The sequence below is a fragment of the Veillonella atypica genome (genome assembly GCF_041431435.1).
Classification (GTDB): Bacteria; Bacillota; Negativicutes; order Veillonellales; family Veillonellaceae; genus Veillonella; species Veillonella atypica.
Map to the genome: position 1 here is coordinate 208660 of NZ_JAPVXV010000003.1, position 23395 is coordinate 232054.

Below are 23395 nucleotides of genomic sequence, written 5' to 3' on the forward strand. Positions count from 1 at the left end.
TTAACGGTACGCTACGCGTTCAGGTTGCATATCGTGGAAATGAAGGCGCTCTTTTGCCGTCTTTTCCCAGTCTGTACCAGGCTTGCCATAGTTTGCGTATGGATCGATGGACAAACCACCGCGCGGCGTAAACTTGCCCCATACTTCGATGTATTTAGGATCCATCAACTTAATCAAATCCTTCATGATAATATTAATGCAGTCCTCATGAAAGTCCCCGTGATTGCGGAAACTAAATAGATATAATTTCAAAGATTTGGACTCAACCATTTTCTTATCTGGCACATAAGAAATATAGATGGTCGCAAAGTCTGGTTGCCCTGTCATAGGGCACAAGCTAGTGAACTCAGGACAATTAAACTTAACGAAATAATCGTTATCAGGGTGTTTGTTATCAAACGCCTCTAACACCTGTGGTGCATAATCAGTAGGATAATCGGTCTTGTGACCTAACATCGTTACGCCTTGTAACTCTTTTTCAGATCTGCCGGATGCCATAAGGAACCTCTTTCTATAAAATAATATAATATATGGAGCAATTCATGCGATACTTAATTATATCATAGGGGGTTCAACCTCATTATATTTACGCTTCTATATACGTAATTAATTGTTTAAGATGTTCTAAAATAATGATTATATTGATCTCCAAAGATTAATACCACCAATAGTAAACGCGATTAGTTTTATCAATATACCACTTTCAACTTGTATGCCCCAACCAATAAAACAAATGCCTATAATTATACTTGATATACGGGTAAAATAACTTGTTTTACTATATTTCAATAAACGTATAGCCTTTTTTATACCTTCCCCAAACCGTCCTTCCTTTATATATCTATAAATGACTTTTATTTCCCCAAAATTTAGATATATAAATACCGCATTAATAGCCCCAAAACAGACTATAGCATCTATCTTACGATACGAACCATTTCCTAACTGAACTAGTGAGTATACAAGAGCCACATCCAATAAAAAAAGAACAACAAACATATATATAGCTTTAAAAAAATTTTTATTGTTAGAAGACATTCCTACTTCTCCCTTGATTCTAATTTCTTCTAAGGCTAGCATATCATTTCCAGCTCTAGCTTTTTCTTCAAATTCAAGGAGACTAAATTTTACTTCTTCTAAAAAATTTATATTCCCAGATTCTATTATAGCATCTAGTTTTCCCTCAATCACATTATCAACTCTTTGAAATACATATACTTCTCCTATCGTTTCAAGGTCCGTACCTGCTATAGTTTTAGTAGGAGGCCTGTCTGTAAAATAAGCTTTACCACCATATAGAATATATTACTTAGAATAATAGCCATCACTATGATATGTACCCCCTTTACTGGTTGTCCAGTAAAGGGGGTACATATAACTCGTATGGTACGTATGCTAACTAGAAAACATGATATAGCGCCAGTATTGGCACAATTAAAGTTGGTTTATACTGCCAATACAACACTATTAGCTGAAGCAGCTTTGTATAACTTTTTAGGAACGTGGTCGTCTAAATACCCTAAGATTAAGAATACATTATCCGACATACTGATTTATCCACTTTTTTGACTTTCCTGAATCCATTAGACCGTCAATATATTCTAATAATCTAATTGAAGAATGGAATAAACACATAAAAAGACGAATAAGCCATAAAGAACAATTTCTCTCAATTGAGTCATTAGATAGTTTTGTATGCACATTTGCAAGTGAGTATAATACTAAATACTTTGGTAAAATACATCGTGGATTTGGTGTAGCATTTAGCCAGTTACAAAATATATTGGGTGATTGAAAATAAAATGACATTTACACAAAATTATTGATACTACCTAATTTTCTAATACCTCATAAGTTTTATAGCTATTAATATCATAAAAAATACGATTAGAAAAACATATTTCATATTAAATAGATTATTAATCTCTTTAAACCCATTTTTCTTAAATGCTTGCATTAATAACTCTACTTGTTTACGACTTAACATATATAAAACTATGTGCAACGCTATCACCGCTAGTATTGTTGCTTTTAGATTTCCTTCGTATCCACCAGTTATCATTGAGCTGATAAGAGCTATATCCATAAGAATAATTGGAATAGTACATATAATAACTCTGTAGATAAAAAATTTACTATACATTAATTTACACCTTCAAAATAGGATACACTTTATTGAATAGTAGTATTAGGAAAATAAAATCGTTTCTTTTTATTTTCATCAGCCTCTTCAAAAATTTTCCCACCTATTGAAATTTCCCCTTCAACATAAAGACCCTTTTGAGAAATAGCTCCAACTATTGTAGGTTTAACCTCGTCCTTTTTATCGCTTTTGGTTGAATACATAACCTTTCCGGCCCCCCCAATACCGCCTCGAATAGTTCCCTCTAAATAAAAATTATCATTTCCTAATTTATTAACAGACTCAAGTTCAACTACCGCTAACTTCCCTCCTGCTCCTATCCCAGGGTTTTCAGGGTTAACTACTGCAAGCCCTTTAACCTGTATTACACCAACATTATTATTTACTTCAGAAGAAATTAGACCATTTTTATAATGCCATAAATTTTCTTGCCCAGCTATAATAGTTTTTCCTCCATCAAATATAACTCCCGACTTTAAGTCTGTGAGTGGGACCTTCCCATCAAGGCCTGGGCCTTTATTTACTTCCTTAAATCGACCTGTAAGCTTACCATGGATTACCTCCCCACTGTGACCAAATGCATAGTCTTCACCAATCGAAGCTAAATTAGTATTTGCAACAGCTACGGTCGCTTCACGATCAGTATAATAAGCTTTACCACCATAAAGAACATATCTTGTAGTCATATAGGGTGGATTAGGAGGGTATACAGGGACCATTTGATCAGCCAAGGCATTGCCGAACTCCTTTTCTGTATATTGAGCTGGATGAGTCGTATAGTGAAATTCTATATTATCTTTACCAACTATCGCATAATTCTGCCCGCCAATAGTAATAACATGTGCTCCCTCATCAGCAAATCTATCTCCTTCATTTGCATAAACTTTAGGTTTGTTTTTTTCATATTGCTTAGAGTAATAGCCATCACTACCACTATGTTTTTCCATATGAATATTATCTAAATCATTTCGCCAATCAGATGAGGCTGCCCGATTATTTCTAGACTCTAGAAAAATCACATCTGCTTTATCTCTTAATATTTTATCACTTTGCACAGCTTTTTGATCTTCAAATTCAGCTATAACAGCATCACCCTGACTATAAATATACTTTTGCAGAATATTATACATAACATCTGAAAAAGCTGTTTGCCGCCCTGAAGTTAATACATCTGGATCACTTTGACGTAAAGATTCATAAACCTCTGATGATAAATAATTACTAGTTTTGTAGAATCCATTATAAGCATGTTCAAATTCCATCAGACTATCATAGTAAGCAAGTTTTTTTATCAAAATGTCTTGGCTTGATTTAGAAAACATAAAATCTATTGAAAAATTCAACTGATCTCCATGCGTTAACCAATTATTTGTGGTCGCAGATAAAGCAATCCCACTTTCTGTGCTCCCTAATGATTTTCCAACAACTGTACTGAACCACTTATGTAAATTTCCATCTCTATGCTTATCTAATACTTTATTTAAGTATTCATTCCCTGCACCAATTGCTAATCCATTTAAAGAATTCCCACCGGACAAATTAGAAACAAATGCACCAAAAGCACCATGTAAGGCAACTTTATATACACCACCCTCACTCCAATTCTTAGCTTCTTTCTCATACCTAGCTTTCATAGCAGCATCAGTTTCTGATTGTGCTTTTAATTCGTATTTTGTCTTTTGAGCAAATGCTAAATCGCCAATTAACTTAAAGCCTTCATCAGATACAGCATTGACATATTCCATACGTTCTTTTACATCAGCCTTATCAAATATAGGTTTAATACTATTGAGTGCATGTTCAGTATCTCTGTTAATAGCAGTAAGTGGTTTACGCTCTACTTCTACCAATATATTATTACTAATAGCAGATTTTGTTGTAGATTGGGCTTCATCTGATACGGGAATAGAAACTACCGGAGATAGTCCCAATGGGTTGATTTTACCGAGAACACCCTTTGCTGTCAATCCAGATGTGTTCATAGCTATCCCAGACTTTTTAGCCTTATACGAAGCTTCATTATGAATATCTTCCATAACTAGAGATTTAGTAGATATCTTATTTTTTTCAGGTGTAGCCTTACTAGTTATAGTGGCTCCTTTTAATGTTGTCGTATCGCCAACAACAATATTTACACCATCACTACCAGCATGAATACCAGATTGTTCTGTAACACTCTTATAAGTACTATCAATATTACCTTTTACATTAACACCATTAATCGTAGGTTGAGATATAAAGTTTGCACCAGAGATAGATATCCCCTTGTTCTTAGATATTTCATGATAGATCTGACTGTCTTGCAAGCTCTCTACAGTCAGATTATTACCTACATTCGCCGTTACACTTTTCCCAGAAATAGTAGTTCCGATAAGGTTCGTATCATTTCCACTTGTAATAGATACGTTGTTAGAACCTACAACATGTGTACCAGTATGAGTAGTACTATCTTCTATACCATTTTCTGTCCCTTTATAAGCTGACGCCGACCAGCCTACGAGCCCGCCAGTTCTCATACCAATATTAGCAGAAATATTCCAACCGCTAGACTTACTATTTGTTTCAATACGTTGCGTATTAGAACCTGCCTCTAGATTAATAACATTGGACGCATCTAATTGTACATTCTCCCCTTTGATTTGTTCACCAATTGCAGTAATATTACCTTTAATTGAATCTGCACTATTAGCATGAATCAAAACAGTTCCGTCAGAGTCAATAGTCCCACCAGAGTACGTATGGCGTTCTAACTTCGACTCAGCTACACTTTTACTAGATCCAATACCTATTTGTACATTAATAGCTCTATCAATGGCTCTATCAGTAGCTTTATTTATATTGTCCTTATTCTCTTCTAAAAGGCTTCGTTTTTTCAACAAAACATCTTGTTTAGCTTTAAGCTCAGCTAATTTAGTCGTATCAGTTTCCGGGGTATTAACTATATCAGTATTAACGCGCTCCAATTGCGATTCAATGGTCCTCATCTGACCATTATAACTTCTATCAACAATTTGTTTGGCTTCACCAAGGGCAGAAAGCAACCTATCTCTCGATTGTTTGCCTTCTAATGATTTAAAATGATTATTTTTTCTATTAGATGCACTATGTTGTTTTTTGACAGCACTATCTAATTTCTCAACAACACTGCCACCTAAACTTACTGTTAAACCAGAGGATTTGCGTTCATGACGTTCCTCTTGTTTATATACGTCATCTTTACCATCTAATAGTATATCTTGTCCGACAATGATAACACCATTTTTGCCAACCGCATTTGTGGTAGTCAAATGAACTGTATCACCAGCTTGTACAGTAACCTCACCATTAGTAGATCCTAAAGTAGTGGCTTTATGAGTAGTTTCATCGATATAATAGTTATCTTTAGATTGTTTTTTACCAATCATGATCCCCATACCAGCACCCATAATACCAGATTTTTTTACATCTTTAGAGGCGGTACTTAGCGTATGCTCTGCTGCTGCATCAGTTCTTACATCATGACCTGCTAATACAGATGTTCCTGCAGTACTCACCACATTAGAGGATGTAAGTGTCACATCATTATTAGCACCCACCACAACAGTATGACCACTAACGGTACTCATTAACGCATGTTTAGATTCATCATTAGTCTTAATTTTAGTTGCTTTCTTATTAAGAAACCCTTTTTCTTTATAGGATAACGCAAAGGCATCCTTAGATTCACTATATCCATTTTCAATGGATACGTCATGTTCACCGATCACTTTTACAGCACCGGAATCACTACTAACAGTCAGATTACGAGCCTTGATATCATTTTTGGCGCCAATAGATACATTGCCACCAGCCTCTACTGTCGTTCCTAGTTCAGTTTGACGATAGGTTCGTAAATAATTATCCCCATCTTGAGTCATATCTTTTTTAGCAGTAAGAGTATCTGTAGTGCTATTAATATCATGTCCAGCGGTAATAGTGATAGCGCCTTCTTTACCTAATGCTTCGATAGTCGCACCACCTAAGTTTACATCATTGCCAGCAGATACAATCATAACGCCTGTATCGCCAGTTACAGCAATACCAGCTGTTTTATGTAAAACATCTTGGTTTGTTAAATGCGCAATAGAGTTGTTAAAGGTAATATCCTTTTTTGCTTGTAATTCTACAGCATCACGGCCAACAATTTGCCCTTGTTGGTAAATAGTTGTATCCGATTGCAAACCAACTTTGTCTGCATTAATATGACCGCTATTAATAATATCTTGATTAGATGCAAGAATGACTGTTTTACCTTGAATCACACCTTCATTACGGATACTATCCTTTGCATTCATAACTAATGTATTAGCACTCATTAAGGTTCCATCAGTATGTAGCTGCAAACCATTGCTTTGTTTAAGATATACTTTAGGATAGATTACCTCAACAGGCTTACCCTCTACCATAACAACATCTTTTACAAGCCAGACCATATCACTAGTGAGACTAGCTGCTTGTTCTGCCGTCAGTGCTACACCTGGAGCAATACCATGTTGTTTAGCGTATACAATACCAGCATCCATTAAAGCTTTAAATTGACTTTCATCATCTGTATACCCATCAAGGAATCTATACCCTGTACCAGAGACAATCTGATTTCTAACTAAGGTCTGCTCATACAAGCCATCGCCTAGTCGTTTTTCAATATTCTCAGGCTTTGTCTTCATCTCTTTATACATATAATCGGATGATAAAAAGGCTTTTTTATTCGTAAATTGCGGATCTGTTTCAACTACATAGTTAGCAGTGCTTTCAGGATGTATTCTATACAAAGATTCTGTAGGCAATGCCAAAATATTAGTTTCTGCTGTTGGTTTAGATGTATCATTACTGCTATCTTGTGCAAATGGATTTAAGAAATCTTGTACCTCTTTACGGTGATTAGCACCAACCTCACCTTTAGCCTTACCATTTTTATCTTCTTTCTTAGCAACCCCAAGTGCTATTGGGTTTTCTTTATTCACTTGTGGTGTCATAAACACTTGACCCTTATAACCTCGACGCCAAGATTTATGAGGAAATTTACGCTTATATCTATAGGTTGCTTCAGTAGTCCCAAAAGTATTTGTTACTTCTTGATTTTCCTTTGCAACTTGATTAATTGCTCCAGTAGTAGCTAACGTACCACCTACAACCATTTGACTATTTTCATTAGTACCAGTTCCGGTGAATGACATATCTCCACCAAAGCGTACTACACCTGGTGTACTATTTTTTACTTCTTCATGAGAAGTCATAGTCTTAGTTCGAATTATAGTATAATCGTCTATTTTTTCATTAGCCACACCAGAAATCTGTTGGTTATATAGTTTAGCCTTTTCATTATGCGCTTTGATTTTATCATTTAATGATGCCAAAATAGGCTTAAACTGTGCATCCCACGCCTCTTGTTCAGGACCTGCTATTTGAGGGCGCTCTGTCGTCATAGATGTAATGCCAAACTCATTAAAAATAGGGTCATTATAGGCATATGATGGTACTTGTGTACCAATATATTCTGCTGGAATGGGCGCTTCACCAGCCGCTTGCTCTTCTGGTGTAATCTGTTCTACAGTAACATATTCTGCAGCCTCGTATATAGGCATTGGTGCCTTACTACTATGACTATGATAGGCACCATAGCCACTGTTTAATGAACTAAATTCAGACTTTTTAAAGGTTTGACCTCGCTCGCTATGATCTTTGTCTGTAATCAAGATTTGATCTTCTTGTGCTGTAAGCATAGTGTCATTACTTGTACCAGAAAGACCTTTTTCAATTTCAGGACTAACACGTTTTGCTGTAAAAGAAGAGTTCTTATTTTGATAGTCTTTGCTTCGAATAACACCATTACCCATTCCATCAATAGTACCACCGATATTGTGCAAAGTATCGTGGCCATCTAACGTCATAGTGCCACCACTATATATAAGAGATTTTTCTCTATTCAAAATAGAGTCCGCTTCAATAGTTACATCTTCTCGACCTGCAATAGTACTCCCTTTATGAGCAGATAATTCCTCTTGTACTAACTTAACAGCTTTTAGTTTTTCATCATATACTTTAGATAGTTCTTTGATTCGGTTCAAATAGTTATCTTGTTCAGTTTTTGATGTAAAAGCTGTAGTATCTACAGCATAGGCTGCTTCAAGCTTATCTTCTGCTGCTTTCATATCTGCCATAGCCGCATCTAATTTGGATTCTAACGCTACATTCTTACGGTTTTCGAGTACCTTCGTTTGTATCGCTACTTTTCCACCATAAATACGACCATTCTCTGTATTATGTAGGTCTTTACTGTTAATTGTCGTAGTACCACCAGATACAATCACTGCATCAGTATTACGAACGGTACCTGCCACAACAGACAAGGAACCCTTACTTGTAACAGCGCCTTGCGTGTTAGCACCAGCTGCAATTGTATTTTTGTTAGTTAAGGATTCTTCTACCTGAATATGTCCATTATTAACAGATGTAATATGCCCTGTATTTGTTAGTTCTTTTGTTTCTAATGCTAACTCTCCACCAGAGGCAATTATTTTTGTATTCTGTATAGAGTTTGCTTTAGCCACGAGACTTGTATCAGATTGAAGTGTACCATTAACAGATAGATGACCATTAGCATCTACTGAAACAGACTGAGTGCCTGCCACTACACCATTAAGATTAACACCTACACCAGCTTCAGTGCCAACCATAGTAATATGATTCGCGTACATCCCACCTACTGCCGCCACATCCAAACCAATCGTTGGTTTTGTTTCCACAGTTGAAGCCTCTAAAGCTGTAGCCTTTAAGTTGTTAGCATCAATGTGATTTTGTCCTGTACGAGTATTAAGTTTGTTTGCCCAAACACCTGCATTTACATCAATAGTTCGTGCCAAGATAGACACAGAATCTGCACGTTTCCCATCAAGGCCTTTATCTTCAATAGAAACATTTCCTTGTTCTACACGGTAATGTTGTAAATTTCCAGCATCATCTAATTCTGGTTTACCTGTAGTTAACACAGCATGATCTGTATTAAGGAAACCCCCTCCATTAACGGTAATGCCATTAGGGTTAGCCACCACAACGGAGGCTTTTTGTCCCGCCACTTCTAAATAACCATTCATAGATGTTGGTGCATCTGATGTAACTTGGTTTACGATAACCTTTGCAGTACCATTCACCAGGTTACTATTGCCTTGCACATAACCAGCAAGTTCTGTTTTACTCGTTACATATGAGTTATTTAGAACAGCACCCTGTTTCTCAACATTAAATTGGTCATACTTATTCATAGAGATGCCACCATTAGTAGGTGCCGTAATATTAACCAATGGAATGTGATTAGCTGTTTCCTGAACTAATGGTCGTTCCGTAATCACTGCATTATTATCAGGCATAATAGGAGCTGCCAACACCATCGATTGAGATGCTACTACTACGCCAAAAGTGAGCCAAGACAATATCTTTCGTCCCAGCGTACGTCGTTCTTGATTTGTTTTACACATACAACTCTCCAACTATATATACAAAAACTCTCTTATATTAGGGGCTGTATCAACACATATGAGCCCTCTTCTAAAACATCATCACTAAATAGATACTCTCTTTTATGATGCCACTCTACCTAGAAACGATAGCCTACAGTAAATCCTACATAGAATTTCTTAGTGTGGTATCCAGCAGGTTTATACAATGGTGTACTAATAAATGCATCGACCATGAGCCCTGATGCATAGTTACCACGTATACCTAATGCTGTACCAGCAATACTTTTCCCAACTAACGATTCTGTACTTTTACCATATACGGCTCCTACATCAAGGCCAAAATATAGTTCCGTGTTTAGCCGCGGAATAACTGAGGATACTTCATTACGTATATACCAGCCACTATCGCCCATAAGTGTATATTCACCATCGAAGCCATAAATACTATATCGATTACCAATATTGATAGTATCTACACTATATACTCTTTTTCCCCCTTGCACCCACTGTCCATGGAATGAAGAGGTGAAGGATGCCGGTCGACGGCCCATAACAAATGGTTTACGATAATCTACATCAACAAGCCACATATGATATCTTGAGGTAGGCCCACCCATGGCAACAGAAGCCTTATGTTCAGGTTGTGCACCAAGTGCACCTATCCCCCATTGGAACCCTAAACGAGAATACAGCGTAGCATTCCCAATATATTTACGGTTAGAAACACCAAACTCCATTGAAGTAGTACGTAATGCTTGCACAGGTATTTCCATATCATTGATAAAGCGATGATTATGCCGTGTGCTAATAGAAATATCAAATGCTCGCTTTTCACGTTGTGTACGCGACCAAACATGATTCCATTTCGCCTTCATAGTAGTGGACTTACCACCGTATGTGAAATCATAAGGATTAGATTGAATGGTTTGATGATATCTTGATTTAGAAAAGCTTAAACTAAACGTATTTTTTCCATGAGGTATCACATAATTAAGACTGGCTGCACGAGTTCCTTTTATACTCCCTGCACCACTTAAATCACCTGACAATGACATGGTTAACGTATCGTTAGCTCGAAATACTTGATCTAACGATGCAGTAAAGCTACCTTGATACACACCTGTTGATTCCAGTCCACTATTATCGATACTAATTGATCCGTGTACTGGTTTCTCTTGTTTAATCGATAACTCAATAATAGAAGTACCAACAGCTGTACCTGGAAGTAACTTCATTGTTACCGATTGAGATGATACACGTTTCATCTGCTCTAAGCCTTGTTCTACATCTCGGATATTAAGAATATCTCCTGGACGCACAGGAAATGCAGTGTGCCAAGGACCATGAGCCGAAGAATCACTATATCGAATATCTTCCACTCGTCCCGGTAGAACCATAAACTGCAACGTGCCAGAATTTACATTTTGTTCAGGAATATATACTTGTGAGGTAACGAAACCTCTATCTAGCAACTTGCGTTGAAGGGAATTACGTATATTAGTAATATCTGCTACTGTTACTGTTCTTTGCTCATTTTTACGTGCAATCTTATGTAAGAAAGCAAATTCCTTAGGTACACCATCTAACTGAATATGATGAATAAAAAAAGACGCACCATTCTGATTTGAAGGTACGTCTATAGGTGCCGGTTCACTAACAACGGTTTCAACGCGCTCAGTATCTAAACGAAGGTTCCGTTCCTGTTGAACTTCTCGGTCTTATTGTAATTGTTCTTGCTGTGCCATAGGCATAATCGGATTCTCTGCATATGCCTCAAAAGGCATAGATGCACCCAATATACCTAGGCTAAGAAGAACTAAGCGTTTTATCTTCACAAAACTCTCCTAAATACATACTCTAACAACACCAATCATGATTAAATCATAATTTTTTCTATCAACATAATAACATAATTAAAGTTTTTTTGTAAAGTATAAATTATTATTAAATTTATACTTTATGCAAAATAAACTAACAACTTATATAGCTGTACTATTAATTGCATGAAATTAAAGTTTATAATAAAATATTCATATACATTTGGTAACATTACTACATTCAGAACGATATAACACCTTATGGAGGTCCCTTATGAAACTAAAACAGCTTATTTTATCTAGCATCGCTCTAGGTGCGCTAGCTTTCACAGTAGGCATGGCACAACCAGCACATGCAGCAATCGGCATGGAAACACCAGCGCCAGCTCAAAATTTAGAAAAACCTGCATCTGTAACGACACAACATCACATCAATGTAGATGGCAAGGTATTAGAACCTGTAAAAGACCATCAAAACGTGGCCTATGTTGATGGCCAACCGCTCGTAGCATTGCGCCAAGTATCGGAAGCGTTAGGCTATAAGGTAGCGTGGGACGCACCAACAAAAACTGCATTGGTAGACATGAGCATTGCTACACTAGCCATCCAACCAGATCAAGCGCAAATCGTAAGAAAAGGCAAATTGCAAATCATCAACCTTGATACATCTGAATCTATGCTTCCTACACCGCGCATGATAGATGGTCAATTATTCGTAAGTCCTAGCGCATTCAAATTACTATTGAATGACGTAAAAATTACGAAGGATGAAATTTTCATTGCTCCACAACGGGCGCAACTAGCATCCACAACCAATACGAACGGGCCTCACAAAAATGAAATCAGTACATTCTTGCCACCATCAGATAATACGTCTGCCAAGGTAGAAACGAGTTCTAAAGTGGAATCCAACACAAAATCCGCTGCAAAGGACGAACCTCTTATCAAGGTTAAACATACACAAACAACTGACAAAAACACAAAATAATAATACAAACAGTAAAGCCCTTCGGACGCAACCGAAGGGCTTTTGTATATGCAACAACGGCGGTTCCAATAAGGACCGCCGTTTTGTTATCCCCTATTATTTAAATAGAGTGTTAAACAAGTTTTGCAACAAGGAAAGCAAAGAGCTAAGAATATCTTGTGCTGTTTTATCTGTATTATTTGTAGTATTAGCTGTTGTTACAGAACCAGCCGCTTTAGTAGGCTCTACTGTTGTTGTAGTTTTAGCAGCAGGAGCTGGTGTAACTGTAGTGGCTACAGGTTCCACAGGTGTTCTACCAGTAGATGGTGTAGGTGTCAAAACTGGTGGACGAATGGAATCAGTATATTTATAGCCATAAGATGCGTTAGCTGGTTGTGCTGTAAATGCTATAACGCCTAAAGCCATAACAGACGCCATAAGTGTTAAAGATAATTTTTTAGCTTTTCTCATAAGAAACCTCCTAATAAAACACATATATAATCCACTATGTTATCAAATGTTTTGATAACATTTCGCATTTTATACTTAGGAGATAAGCTGAACATGAAAATTTTCAAACTTCATCGAATCTTAATCGATTTCAAGCTATCGGAAAATCCTTTGATTGCTTCTTTGGCATCATCTAAAACGCCTTTTGCATCACTTGATGGCTTTATACCTTCTTGATTCATCGATTGACTATTACCTTGAGCGCGTTTCATATTCTGATTTGCCTGCGCCATGTCACTTTTTATACCATCCATCGTACGCCCAAGCTCGCCAAAGGTACTTTCATCATAAATGGCAAAATTACTACCCCCATTGGATGTAATATTCAATGGTCCCAATGTTAATTCGCCATTATCGATATGCAATGCATCCGTTGAGATAGTTGTTACCGATGTATGTACTTTCACATCAAAGAACGATAAATGACGTCCTTGATTGTGAAAGCGCCCCGTAATAGATTGTATAGGTATGAGTATGTAACGACCTGTACCAGATGTAAAATCGCCCCACACCACCATATCTTTAGGCTGTCCCTTACTTGAAAAATTAAGGTTCGCCGATACAGGAACAGCAAAATCCGGTGTTTTTAAGGCCATGCTACTATCTAGATCCGTAGCGACCCCCGTTAATTCATAGGCCCGCGTATCTAGATTATATACACCTTTAGCCTTTAACTTACCGCCAAATACATTCGCATATACCTCTTTAAAATCCAGTATGCCATCTTGATAGGTTACATCGCCTACCACATTTTCAAAGGTTAGTGCAGGGATTCTAAGGATTGGCATGGTAACACGTCCCGATGCAAAGGGCCGATTAATATCCCCCGTCACTGCTGTCAGCAAGGTCATCTTATCGTGAATACTATCACCAAATCCTAAGGATGCCGGATCTACACCATAAATATTTAGATTCATATTCAGCGTAGGCATACGATGCTTAAGCACATCTTTTAGATCGATACGGCCTTCCAATGTGAGGCCATCCCCAATGGCGGTGCCTCCGAATTTACCAGTTGTTAGATTCATGCGAATGGCACGATTCGTATCAATATCAAATCGAGCATTCACATTCTTCATCACATAATGTCGATTCTTTTGGAATATTTCCAATTGGCAGTCTGAAAGCTTCACAATCGCATCGATATGTTGACCATTCCAATTAAAGTTACGCACCTTTTTCCCTAGCTCTTCTTGACGTTCTAGGGTCGTTTTTTTAGGTGCTTTAGGTCGCTGTTCTACTTCAGATAAGGGTTTATTAATATCAGGAGAAGCCGGCACAAAATCGACCCGATTATCGTCATCTAAATCTACTACAATGACCGCATCATTTAATTCTATGCCTCGTATGGCAGATGCCTTAAAATTACGAGTAATCACATCCCACATATTAACGCGTATCTTACCGGAAGGTACGGTCATCAACTGATGTCCATCGTCATCAGCCCATTGCAAATCCTCAAAGGATATAGTTCCCCATGGGGTAGCACTCAGGCTAGCGACGGTAATAGTCCCTCGCATCATGGTCTGACGTGCTATTACCTCATTAAAAATAACACCCATGCCTCGACTCGCAATAGTAGCTAAGATGGAGATAATGACTACCGTAATTCCAATAAATGCAATGATACCCAGTATACCTCGCTTATATAGTTGTATATATTTGCTCCAATACGAGCGTAATCGTCTAGTCATACAATTATTATAGCATTAAATTTTACAAAACCAATCACTCACAAATATATAAACGCAAAGAGCTGCTACACACCAATGTATGTAGCAGCTCGCGTATTACATATATGATTAATTAAGCTTCATCGTCAGTAACGGCCTTCGTACCGCGCGTACCGGTTCTAATCCGCATGGAATCTTCTACGTCGTACACAAAAATCTTACCGTCCCCTACCTCGCCAGTTTGCAAGGTATCGCGTGCCGTATCCATTACAAGATCAACAGGCACGTCACATACAACGGTTTCAACCTTCACCATTGGTACAAGATTGACCGCATACTCTTGCCCACGATAGACTTCGGTATGCCCTTTTTGCAATCCACAGCCAAATACTTGGGAAACCGTCATCCCTTGAATGCCAATGCGATTCAAGGCCTCTTTTAAATCTTCTAATTGCTCTGCCCGAGCAATGATATCTACTTTCTTCATCCGTTTCATAGTATCACCTCATCTGCGTTTTCATTACTTCTATTGTACCATCTGTGAAAGCTAGCTTTCACCATGAATACGTTACACCAAGGAATGTTGGTCAGAGGTAATAAAACGTCCACTGCTCTTAAATTCAGATTGATTATACGCACCTTCGCCATGTTCACTAATGTCGATTCCCAAGGATTCGGCACTAATGCTAACGCGCATATCCATAAAGTAGCTAACCACCTTGAAGATGACAACTGTGCCAATAATAGCAAGGGCAATGGCTACGACGAGAGAAATCAATTGAGGAACGAGCAAGTTACCACCATAGAACAATCCATCTGCGCCATCAGGATTTACAGTAACCGTAGCAAATAAGCCTGTTGCAATAGCGCCCCACGTACCGCCTACACCATGAATACCAAAGGCATCGAGAGAATCATCATAACCAAACTTGCTCTTTAAAATTGCGACCGCCACATAGCAACAGATGGCGCCGATAAAACCGATTGGAATCGCTGCTACAGGTGTTACAAAACCAGCTGCTGGCGTAATAGCAACAAGGCCAGATACACCGCCAGATACAGCACCTAACACGGTCGGTTTACCACGGTGATATCGTTCTACCAATACCCAACCAACGATGCCGATAGCAGCAGACATTTGCGTCGTCAACACTGCATTTGCAGCCAAGGGGCCAGCCCCTAGAGCAGAACCGGCATTAAAGCCGAACCAACCGAACCATAACATGGCACCGCCGAGGACGGTCATTGGCAAGTGATGCGGTAACATTGGCATGCGCCCATAACCGCGACGACGACCTAAGAGCAAACAAAGTACGAGACCTGATACGCCAGACAATACATGGATAACAAGACCTCCTGCAAAGTCGAGTGCCCCAAGATTGGCGAGGAATCCACCGCCCCATACCCAATGGGCCATAGGATTATAAATGAGTACGGACCAAATCACAGCGAATACTACAAAGGGTGCAAAGCGCATACGTCCCGTAATAGAACCGCTCATGATGGCTGGCGTGATAATAGCAAACATGCATTGAAATGCAATAAAAGCCATTTCTGGAATATTCGCACCTTCCATGATGCTATTCTCTGTGCCCATAAGACCAATTTTATTGAGGCTACCAATAATACCATGTACATCGTCACCAAAGATCAATGTGTAGCCTATGAGCATAAACTCTACAGAAATCACACCTATCAGAAAGAAGCTCTGCATGATAGTGCTAAGTACATTTTTACTGCGTGCCATACCTCCATAAAATAAGGCAAGCCCTGGTGTCATGAAAAACACCATAGCAGCCGCTATGAGTATCCATGCTGTATTACCTGTATCGATACCTATCATAATAGACTCCTTTCATAAAAAAAGCACCTAGTCTCAGAATATTCTGAAAACTAGGCACCGTTACCTAACTATTTTATTGTTGAAATACATCTTTACTTACATCCTATAGCATTTCTAACTATATGTCAATAAATTCTATAGAATATATGAAATGACAAATGTATCTTAATTGACACTCAAACAAATAGAACACGCACCCACTAATGTGAGTGCGTGTTCGTATAGTATAGCAAATCAGAATTATGCTTTTGCTTCTTTACCGTATTTCACAAGGCTTTCAGCTTCAATTTCAGCTTGTGTACGGTAATCTTGAGGCATACTAGACAAGCGGATCCAGCTACGTACAGCCTCTACTAATACGATGAGAATCATGAGGAACATAGCAGCACTGAACGCTACTAGGATCCATTTACCAGCTGGGATATAGCTGTTAAATACGTTTTCAAAGTCGGCAGCGATAGCAACGATAGCCATGAGGATACAAGGAATACCTGTTACCCATGCATAACGTTTGTGACCAAGACGCATAATAACTGTAGTACCTACAGCCAATGTCATAGTACCTAATAATTGGTTAGATACACCGAATAGAGGCCAAATAATACCGATATTACCTTGTAGAACTAGGTAGCCCCACAAAATACAAATTAAAGCTGCACAACCATAAACGCCAGGAGCCCAATGTTGGTCGTTGAATTTAGGATGGAAATGACCTAATAATTCTTGAAGCAAGTAACGACCTACGCGAGTACCAGCATCGATCAAAGTCATGATGAACAATGCTTCGAACATGATACAGAAGTGATACCAGTACCCCATCAAGTGATCCATGTTAGGCAATCTAGAGAAGATATGAGCCATACCTACTGCAAGGGATACGGCGCCACCAGGACGGTGCATCAAGTCTTCACCAACCATTGCGGACAATGCTGGCAATTCATGAACTTGAAGTCCTAACGCCTTGAAGGATTCAACTGTAGAGTTAATAGCAAAGTAATCATCTGGATGCAATGCAGTAGCTGCAATCAACGCCATCATAGCGATGAAGCCTTCTGTTAACATTGCACCATAACCGATAGGTAAAATTTCTTTTTCATTAGTAAGCATTTTTGGTGTTGTACCAGTTGCGATAACAGTATGGAAACCAGATAACGCACCACATGCAATAGTAATGAAGATGTAAGGGAATACAGAACCTTTCAATACAGGACCGCCGCCCCAGATATAAGGGGTAACAGCTGGCATTTGGATTTCAGGCATTACGATGATAATACCAAGAGCCAATGCGCCGATTGTACCGATTTTAAGGTATGTGGACAAGTAATCACGAGGAGCAAGCAATAACCAAACTGGCAATGCTGCTGCAAAGAAACCATATACTGCAAGCATGATTTCGATAGTTTGCAAGTCATATGTAAACCAAGAAGCATATTCGCTAGCTGCTACGTTTGGACCGTAGATAATAGCTGCGAAAATCAACGCTACACCGATAATAGTTGCTTCTTGAATTTTACCAGGACGCAACCATTTCAAATAAATACCAATGAAAATAGCGATTGGAATCGTAGCAAATACGGAGAAGAAACCCCAAGGGGAATTATGCAATGCGTTAGCTACTACTACGGCCATACCAGCAAGGGTAATGATCAATAGGAATAATGTAGCAAGCATAGCACCGAAACCAGCAAATTTACTGATTTCTTCGCGGGCAATATCCGCGATGGATTTGCCATCATAACGAACGGACGCAAATAAGATAACCATGTCATGTACAGCACCAGCGAGTACGGAACCGATGAGAATCCATAATGCGCCAGGCAAATACCCGAACTGGGCTGCAATAACAGGACCTACAAGAGGGCCTGCACCAGCAATTGCTGCAAAGTGATGACCAAATGTTACCCATTTGTTTGTTGGCACGTAATCGTGACCATCATTGTGGACCATAGCCGGCGTTGGACGATACTGATCGAGTGTCAGCACCTTGGCCGCTATGAAAGCCCCATAAAAGCGGTACGCTAAAATTAGAATACACGCGGAGGCTATAACTAAGTAAATACCATTCATAACCATAAAAACACCTCCAATGTACGTGACATCGGAGGTGCCGAATAAATAGTTCTAATAAAATTAGGTCTCCAATGCCACTGTAGCTTATAAATTGATGAGTACTTACATACTTATTGTATATGTAAACAAGAATATGTCAATTTACACTTAATCATTTTAGATACTCATTATTCGTTAAAAGCATATATCGAAGACTATTTTATTATTTTACTATGATATTTCCAAAGGTTCGTAGTAGATCAAGCCCTACATTACCGCTTTTTTCAGGGTGAAACTGCATGCCATAGACATTTCCTCTCTCCACAATGCCCGGTATCTTAATCCCATAATCCGCGGTTGTTGTAATATATTGAGAATCTGTATCTACGTAATAAGAGTGCACAAAATATGTATATTTATCAGTTACATCAGAAAAAGCACTGTCTTTGCGGCATAGTGTATTTTGATTCCACCCCATATGAGGTACACGAAGGCCGAGGTTATTAGGAATGGCTTTCACAGTGCCCGGTATAATACCCAATCCGGGAGTCGGTCCATATTCTTCAGATTCATCAAATAAAAGCTGCATCCCTAAACAAATACCAAGCAATGGTATGTTGCGCTCCACCACCTCATGAATAACGTCAATAAGACCGCGCTCACGAAGGACGGAAACAGCCGATGCATAGGCGCCGACACCCGGTAGAATCACACCATCAGCAGCCAATATAATATCTCGATCAGCGGTCAATACCGCATCAAGACCGATATGTTGTAATGCTTTTTGTACATTAAATGTATTGCCCGCATCATAATCAATTATGGCAATCATAGTGACATCCTTTCTTTTACGCCTATGTAAATAGCAACATACGTCGCAATGTACATCGCTATATAAATGACCTACATTATTGACGAGCCATATACTCTTTCAAAATAGCGCGCATAATAGCACCATCACTAGCAGGTGGTAATGTTACACGCAACCAATTATCTCGTTGTCCACGACGTACTTGATAGCCCTTAGCGAGCCATTCATCAGCAAGGCTATCCGCATTAGGTACGGACATAAAGATAAAATTAGCACCGCTCTTATAATAAGTACCACCCACTTCATCCAATGTTTGTTCCCACAAGGCACGTTCTGCGGCATTCTTCTCTATAGTGCTGCGCAAAAATTCACGATCACCAAAGGCAGCCTCAGCAGCTACTTGGGACAAAGTATTCAAATTATATGGCAAGCGAATGGTTTGAATATAGTTCGCTAATTCAGCGCTACTCATCATATAGCCTACGCGATAGTTCGCAAGGCCATAGGCCTTAGAGAAGGTACGCATAATAAATACATTAGGAAATTCATCAAGCAAAGCTCGTGCCGTTGGCACCTCTACGGAGGTTACGAAATCGATATAGGCTTCGTCGATGATGACTAACACATCTTTTGGCAATGTACTGATAAAGTTACGAATATCTTCAACAGTTTCATAGGTCCCTGTTGGATTGTTAGGATTACAAATCCATACGAGGCGCGTCGTAGTATCTACGGCTTGACGCATCGCCTTAAAATCGTATTGACCTGTAGACTCGATGCATGGCACCTCGCGAATGACTGCCCCTTCTACAAGGCCGTTAAGGCCATATTCAGAAAAGGCAGGAACGCTAATAACGATAGAATCGCCAGCATTGATAAATGTTTTATTTACCATGGAAATCACTTCATCAAGACCGACGCCAATAACGAGTTGATTTTCCGCTACCTTCCAATAATCCGCTAAGACGCTTCGCAAAGATGATGCATTGCCATCAGGGTATAGATTGGCATCATTATTCGTCACATAATCTAGTACTGCTTCGCGCACCTTTGGCGATGTACCATAAGGATTTTCATTGGCTGATAATCGCACAAGGCGCTCCACACCGAGGCGAGCTTTGACGGACTCTGCCGGTTCCTCTGGCACATAGGGCTTTAATTGGCCAATAATTTTCTTCATACTCTACTCCTTACAAATCTGTAATCGCTTTGCGTTCCTGTGTTTTGCTGATGACGCCCTCACGGCTTGCCAACTCTTCTAAGATGGCTTCGTAAGAAACGCCCTTTTCTACCAATAATACGAGCAAATGGTAGAGTACATCTGCTGTTTCATACACGAGTTCTTGGGGGTCTTCGTTCTTAGCGGCGATGACAACTTCTGTTGCTTCTTCGCCTACCTTTTTCAAGATTTTATCGAGTCCTTTGTCGAACAAGTAATTCGTATAGGATCCTTCCTTTGGTGTTTCCTTGCGCCCCTTAATAATGGCGTATAATTCTTCTAATGTTTGTTGATTGGCCATTGTTCTTCTCCTTTGTGAAAGCTAACGCCTATGCGTCATCTCACCTCATATTTTGTATATTTCTACGCTTCTACATCGTAAAAAAAGCAGCTCACCGCTCCTGTATGACATGCAGGCCCTTCCGCATTGACGAGAACCAGTAATGTATCGCCATCGCAATCGAGCTTCATATCCACCACGTGTTGCACATTGCCACTGGTACCGCCTTTATGCCAAAGTTCTTGGCGAGAACGAGACCAGAACCAAGTTTCCTTTGTCTCCAATGTTTTGTGAAAGCTCTCTTCGTTCATCCACGCCACCATGAGCACTGCTTTTGTTGTATTATCTTGAACGACCGTCGGTAATAGGCCGCCACCCTTATTAAAGTCTGGTTTCATGTATGCTACAATCTCCTACCCTATCTAACAGCAATGCCCGCTGCCTTCAATTGTGATTTTAAATCGGGAATGCTAATTTCACCAAAGTGGAATATAGACGCTGCTAGCGCACCGGTAACACCAGTTTCGGTGAATACATCGATAAAATGCTGTACCGTACCTGCACCACCGGAGGCGATAATTGGTACATCTACGACCTCTTCCAAGGCTTTATATAGTTTAATATCAAAGCCGGATTTAGTGCCGTCCTTATCCATGCTCGTTACAAGTAACTCACCAGCGCCACGGCTCACAGCTTCTTTAGCCCACGCTAGGGCTTCCCAATCGCTACGCTTGCGACCACCATGGGTATACACATACCATTTACCCGTCTCTGGATCCGTTTTTACATCAATAGCTACCACCATACATTGATTACCAAACTTTTGAGCGCCTTCACTGATGAGTTCTGGGCGCGCTAAAGCCGCTGAATTCAGCGATACCTTATCGGCGCCAGCTTTTAGCAATGCGCTCATATCGTCCACTGTTTTAATACCACCACCAACGGTGAGGGGCATGAACACATGTTTTGAAATATCTGTAACCACATCGCGCATCGTCGTACGTCGGTCTACTGTAGCCGTAATATCGAGGAATACGAGCTCATCTGCCCCCTGTTCCTCATAGGTAGCTGCAATATCGACAGGACTACCTACATCAACGAGATTTACAAAGTTAACACCTTTTTTTACGCGCCCATTATCTACGTCTAAACAAGGAATAATCCGTTTTGCTAACATGATGCATTCTCCTTATTAAACGCAGCAATTTCTTCTAATGTAATAGTGCCTTCATATAGAGCCTTACCTACAATGCTGTCTACAACACCGCGTTTTTCAAGATTCTTAATATCCTCTAAATGGCGGACACCACCGGATGCGACAATACGGGCCGTAGGGAATTGTTCTTGTAAGGAACCCAATAAGTCTTCATTAGCACCTTGCATTGTGCCATCTCTATCCACATCGGTAACGATAAAATACTTCGCACCGGCTGCCACCATAGCACCAATAAGATCAGTCATAGGCACATCAGATTGGTCGAGCCAACCTTCTGCAGCAACCTTACCATTCTTACCGTCTACGCCGATAACGATGCGTTCTGGACCGTATTCAGCGATAACCTGTTTCGTCAATTCAGGATTTTTAAGGGCTACGGAACCGAGAATAACGCGATTGACACCCATTTCTAAATATAAGTCTACCGCATCTTTATCACGAATACCGCCACCGATTTCTAACACACCTGTAAATGCAGCGCGCACGCGTTTAACGATATCCACATTAACTGGTTTCCCCGCCTTTGCCCCATCTAAGTCGACGAGGTGCAAAGCGCCAACGCCAGCAGCCTCGTACTGAGATGCTTGGTCAACCGGATCTGGATTGATGATGGTTTCCTTTGCAAAATCTCCCTTATATAGGCGTACACTGCGACCATCTTGTAAATCTATAGCTGGAAAAATCATAGTATCTCCTCTATTCACGAGCCTTATGTGGCCCTGCTTTCACCATTCATAAGGGCTTTATTAAATCATACCCTTTGTAGAATTCACACCTTGAATGTCTGGGTTAATGGTAACCGCCTTACGCAATGCACGGCCCGTAGCCTTAAACATGCTTTCAATAATATGATGCGTATTGCGACCATATTCGTTGCGCACATGTAAATTCATAGCACCACTCACAGCCAAGGCTTGGAAAAAATCCTCTACCAATTCTGTTTCAAAATTACCACCCAATACAGGAGTCGTAAACTCACCATTAAACACGAGGTATGGACGACCGCTAAGATCGATAACAACCTGTGTCAACGCTTCATCCATAGGCACCCACGCGTCGCCATAACGCTCGATTCCCGCCTTGTCACCTAGAGCCTGTGTCAATGCTTGCCCTAAGGTCAATGCAATATCCTCTACCGTATGATGCGCATCCACGTACGTATCGCCTACGGCTTTTACAGCAAGACCAAAACGTCCATGCTTAGCCAACAAATGGAGCATATGATCAAGAAAACCGATGCCTGTATCGACGTGAATGTCCTGATTTCCATCTAGGGTAAGTGTAATTGTAATATCTGTTTCGCCCGTTTTACGAGTTACCGTAGCTGACCGATTTGTTCTCATCATAGTATCCTCTTATCATTAAGGAAGCCCTTTAAGGCGTTCCCATCCA

Annotated in this window: 19 protein-coding genes and 1 pseudogene; 3 read left to right on the forward strand and 17 right to left on the reverse strand. The window is 39.6% G+C overall.

Annotation, left to right across the window (positions count from 1 at the left end; all coding sequences use genetic code 11):
• Together queF and O3598_RS05060 are read right to left on the reverse strand one after the other, a co-directional pair.
• Positions 1 to 498 carry a preQ(1) synthase gene (queF, locus tag O3598_RS05055; protein ID WP_038124640.1) on the reverse strand — a complete coding sequence of 166 codons (498 nt, stop codon included), beginning with the start codon at positions 496 to 498 and terminating at the stop codon, positions 1 to 3.
• A gap of 138 nt (positions 499 to 636) precedes the next feature.
• Complete coding sequence (locus tag O3598_RS05060) at positions 637 to 1191, reverse strand: hypothetical protein (RefSeq protein ID WP_316580474.1); 555 nt, start codon at positions 1189 to 1191, stop codon at positions 637 to 639.
• A gap of 138 nt (positions 1192 to 1329) precedes the next feature.
• On the opposite strand from O3598_RS05060, the gene O3598_RS05065 reads away from it, so the two are divergent.
• The gene (locus O3598_RS05065; protein ID WP_316580475.1) at positions 1330 to 1569 is read left to right on the forward strand and encodes a transposase; all 240 of its coding nucleotides are present in this window, start codon (positions 1330 to 1332) and stop codon (positions 1567 to 1569) included.
• Positions 1556 to 1795, forward strand: a complete 240-nt coding sequence (locus O3598_RS05070) for a transposase (RefSeq protein ID WP_371452093.1) — start codon at positions 1556 to 1558, stop codon at positions 1793 to 1795. Before O3598_RS05065 ends, O3598_RS05070 begins: the two co-directional genes overlap by 14 nt.
• A gap of 377 nt (positions 1796 to 2172) precedes the next feature.
• Here O3598_RS05070 and O3598_RS05075 read toward each other — a convergent pair whose 3' ends face one another.
• From O3598_RS05075 to O3598_RS05085, 3 genes and pseudogenes are all read right to left on the reverse strand, one after another.
• Positions 2173 to 9636: a two-partner secretion domain-containing protein gene (locus O3598_RS05075; protein ID WP_371452030.1), complete on the reverse strand. Its 7464-nt coding sequence runs from the start codon at positions 9634 to 9636 to the stop codon at positions 2173 to 2175.
• Between the two features lie 119 nt (positions 9637 to 9755).
• Positions 9756 to 10997: a ShlB/FhaC/HecB family hemolysin secretion/activation protein gene (locus O3598_RS05080; RefSeq protein WP_371452032.1), complete on the reverse strand. Its 1242-nt coding sequence runs from the start codon at positions 10995 to 10997 to the stop codon at positions 9756 to 9758.
• 15 nt (positions 10998 to 11012) lie between these two features.
• A pseudogene (locus tag O3598_RS05085) lies at positions 11013 to 11258 on the reverse strand (POTRA domain-containing protein); the annotation flags it as partial.
• Between the two features lie 451 nt (positions 11259 to 11709).
• On the opposite strand from O3598_RS05085, the gene O3598_RS05090 reads away from it, so the two are divergent.
• Positions 11710 to 12423 carry a stalk domain-containing protein gene (locus O3598_RS05090; protein ID WP_009661861.1) on the forward strand — a complete coding sequence of 238 codons (714 nt, stop codon included), beginning with the start codon at positions 11710 to 11712 and terminating at the stop codon, positions 12421 to 12423.
• Between the two features lie 96 nt (positions 12424 to 12519).
• Here O3598_RS05090 and O3598_RS05095 read toward each other — a convergent pair whose 3' ends face one another.
• From O3598_RS05095 to hisB, 12 genes are all read right to left on the reverse strand, one after another.
• Positions 12520 to 12873, reverse strand: coding sequence for a hypothetical protein (locus tag O3598_RS05095; protein ID WP_371452034.1), 354 nt, complete (start codon positions 12871 to 12873; stop codon positions 12520 to 12522).
• A 110-nt stretch (positions 12874 to 12983) separates the two neighbouring features.
• The gene (locus tag O3598_RS05100; RefSeq protein ID WP_302064660.1) at positions 12984 to 14606 is read right to left on the reverse strand and encodes a membrane biogenesis protein AsmA; all 1623 of its coding nucleotides are present in this window, start codon (positions 14604 to 14606) and stop codon (positions 12984 to 12986) included.
• Between the two features lie 112 nt (positions 14607 to 14718).
• Positions 14719 to 15081 carry a P-II family nitrogen regulator gene (locus tag O3598_RS05105; RefSeq protein WP_005375366.1) on the reverse strand — a complete coding sequence of 121 codons (363 nt, stop codon included), beginning with the start codon at positions 15079 to 15081 and terminating at the stop codon, positions 14719 to 14721.
• 72 nt (positions 15082 to 15153) lie between these two features.
• Positions 15154 to 16428, reverse strand: a complete 1275-nt coding sequence (locus tag O3598_RS05110) for an ammonium transporter (RefSeq protein WP_105084239.1) — start codon at positions 16426 to 16428, stop codon at positions 15154 to 15156.
• Between the two features lie 240 nt (positions 16429 to 16668).
• Positions 16669 to 18501: a carbon starvation CstA family protein gene (locus tag O3598_RS05115; protein ID WP_316580480.1), complete on the reverse strand. Its 1833-nt coding sequence runs from the start codon at positions 18499 to 18501 to the stop codon at positions 16669 to 16671.
• 199 nt (positions 18502 to 18700) lie between these two features.
• The gene (hisH, locus tag O3598_RS05120; protein ID WP_371452037.1) at positions 18701 to 19309 is read right to left on the reverse strand and encodes an imidazole glycerol phosphate synthase subunit HisH; all 609 of its coding nucleotides are present in this window, start codon (positions 19307 to 19309) and stop codon (positions 18701 to 18703) included.
• 76 nt (positions 19310 to 19385) lie between these two features.
• Entirely contained in the window at positions 19386 to 20468 is a 1083-nt protein-coding gene (hisC, locus tag O3598_RS05125) for a histidinol-phosphate transaminase (RefSeq protein ID WP_287523373.1), read from the reverse strand.
• Positions 20469 to 20478: 10 nt separating this feature from the next.
• Positions 20479 to 20808, reverse strand: coding sequence for a phosphoribosyl-ATP diphosphatase (hisE, locus tag O3598_RS05130; RefSeq protein WP_005381427.1), 330 nt, complete (start codon positions 20806 to 20808; stop codon positions 20479 to 20481).
• 62 nt (positions 20809 to 20870) lie between these two features.
• Positions 20871 to 21185: a phosphoribosyl-AMP cyclohydrolase gene (hisI, locus tag O3598_RS05135; protein WP_009661708.1), complete on the reverse strand. Its 315-nt coding sequence runs from the start codon at positions 21183 to 21185 to the stop codon at positions 20871 to 20873.
• Between the two features lie 20 nt (positions 21186 to 21205).
• The gene (gene hisF, locus O3598_RS05140; RefSeq protein ID WP_005381416.1) at positions 21206 to 21964 is read right to left on the reverse strand and encodes an imidazole glycerol phosphate synthase subunit HisF; all 759 of its coding nucleotides are present in this window, start codon (positions 21962 to 21964) and stop codon (positions 21206 to 21208) included.
• The gene (hisA, locus tag O3598_RS05145) at positions 21958 to 22689 is read right to left on the reverse strand and encodes a 1-(5-phosphoribosyl)-5-[(5-phosphoribosylamino)methylideneamino]imidazole-4-carboxamide isomerase (RefSeq protein WP_371452039.1); all 732 of its coding nucleotides are present in this window, start codon (positions 22687 to 22689) and stop codon (positions 21958 to 21960) included. Before hisA ends, hisF begins: the two co-directional genes overlap by 7 nt.
• Before the next feature lie 60 nt (positions 22690 to 22749).
• Positions 22750 to 23349, reverse strand: a complete 600-nt coding sequence (hisB, locus tag O3598_RS05150; RefSeq protein ID WP_005375466.1) for an imidazoleglycerol-phosphate dehydratase HisB — start codon at positions 23347 to 23349, stop codon at positions 22750 to 22752.
• Positions 23350 to 23395: the final 46 nt, after the last annotated feature.

What these genes read in the sequence shown, in the direction of transcription:
- queF (WP_038124640.1), bottom strand. Translation starts at nt 498, where the DNA reads ATGGCATCCGGCAGATCTGAAAAAGAGTTACAAGGCGTAACGATGTTA.
- O3598_RS05090 (WP_009661861.1), top strand. Translation starts at nt 11,710, where the DNA reads ATGAAACTAAAACAGCTTATTTTATCTAGCATCGCTCTAGGTGCGCTA.
- hisC (WP_287523373.1), bottom strand. Translation starts at nt 20,468, where the DNA reads ATGAAGAAAATTATTGGCCAATTAAAGCCCTATGTGCCAGAGGAACCG.
- O3598_RS05110 (WP_105084239.1), bottom strand. Translation starts at nt 16,428, where the DNA reads ATGATAGGTATCGATACAGGTAATACAGCATGGATACTCATAGCGGCT.
- hisA (WP_371452039.1), bottom strand. Translation starts at nt 22,689, where the DNA reads ATGATTTTTCCAGCTATAGATTTACAAGATGGTCGCAGTGTACGCCTA.
- hisF (WP_005381416.1), bottom strand. Translation starts at nt 21,964, where the DNA reads ATGTTAGCAAAACGGATTATTCCTTGTTTAGACGTAGATAATGGGCGC.
- hisI (WP_009661708.1), bottom strand. Translation starts at nt 21,185, where the DNA reads ATGAAACCAGACTTTAATAAGGGTGGCGGCCTATTACCGACGGTCGTT.
- O3598_RS05115 (WP_316580480.1), bottom strand. Translation starts at nt 18,501, where the DNA reads ATGGTTATGAATGGTATTTACTTAGTTATAGCCTCCGCGTGTATTCTA.
- hisE (WP_005381427.1), bottom strand. Translation starts at nt 20,808, where the DNA reads ATGGCCAATCAACAAACATTAGAAGAATTATACGCCATTATTAAGGGG.
- O3598_RS05105 (WP_005375366.1), bottom strand. Translation starts at nt 15,081, where the DNA reads ATGAAACGGATGAAGAAAGTAGATATCATTGCTCGGGCAGAGCAATTA.
- hisB (WP_005375466.1), bottom strand. Translation starts at nt 23,349, where the DNA reads ATGATGAGAACAAATCGGTCAGCTACGGTAACTCGTAAAACGGGCGAA.
- hisH (WP_371452037.1), bottom strand. Translation starts at nt 19,309, where the DNA reads ATGATTGCCATAATTGATTATGATGCGGGCAATACATTTAATGTACAA.
- O3598_RS05065 (WP_316580475.1), top strand. Translation starts at nt 1,330, where the DNA reads ATGATATGTACCCCCTTTACTGGTTGTCCAGTAAAGGGGGTACATATA.
- O3598_RS05075 (WP_371452030.1), bottom strand. Translation starts at nt 9,636, where the DNA reads ATGTGTAAAACAAATCAAGAACGACGTACGCTGGGACGAAAGATATTG.
- O3598_RS05100 (WP_302064660.1), bottom strand. Translation starts at nt 14,606, where the DNA reads ATGACTAGACGATTACGCTCGTATTGGAGCAAATATATACAACTATAT.
- O3598_RS05095 (WP_371452034.1), bottom strand. Translation starts at nt 12,873, where the DNA reads ATGAGAAAAGCTAAAAAATTATCTTTAACACTTATGGCGTCTGTTATG.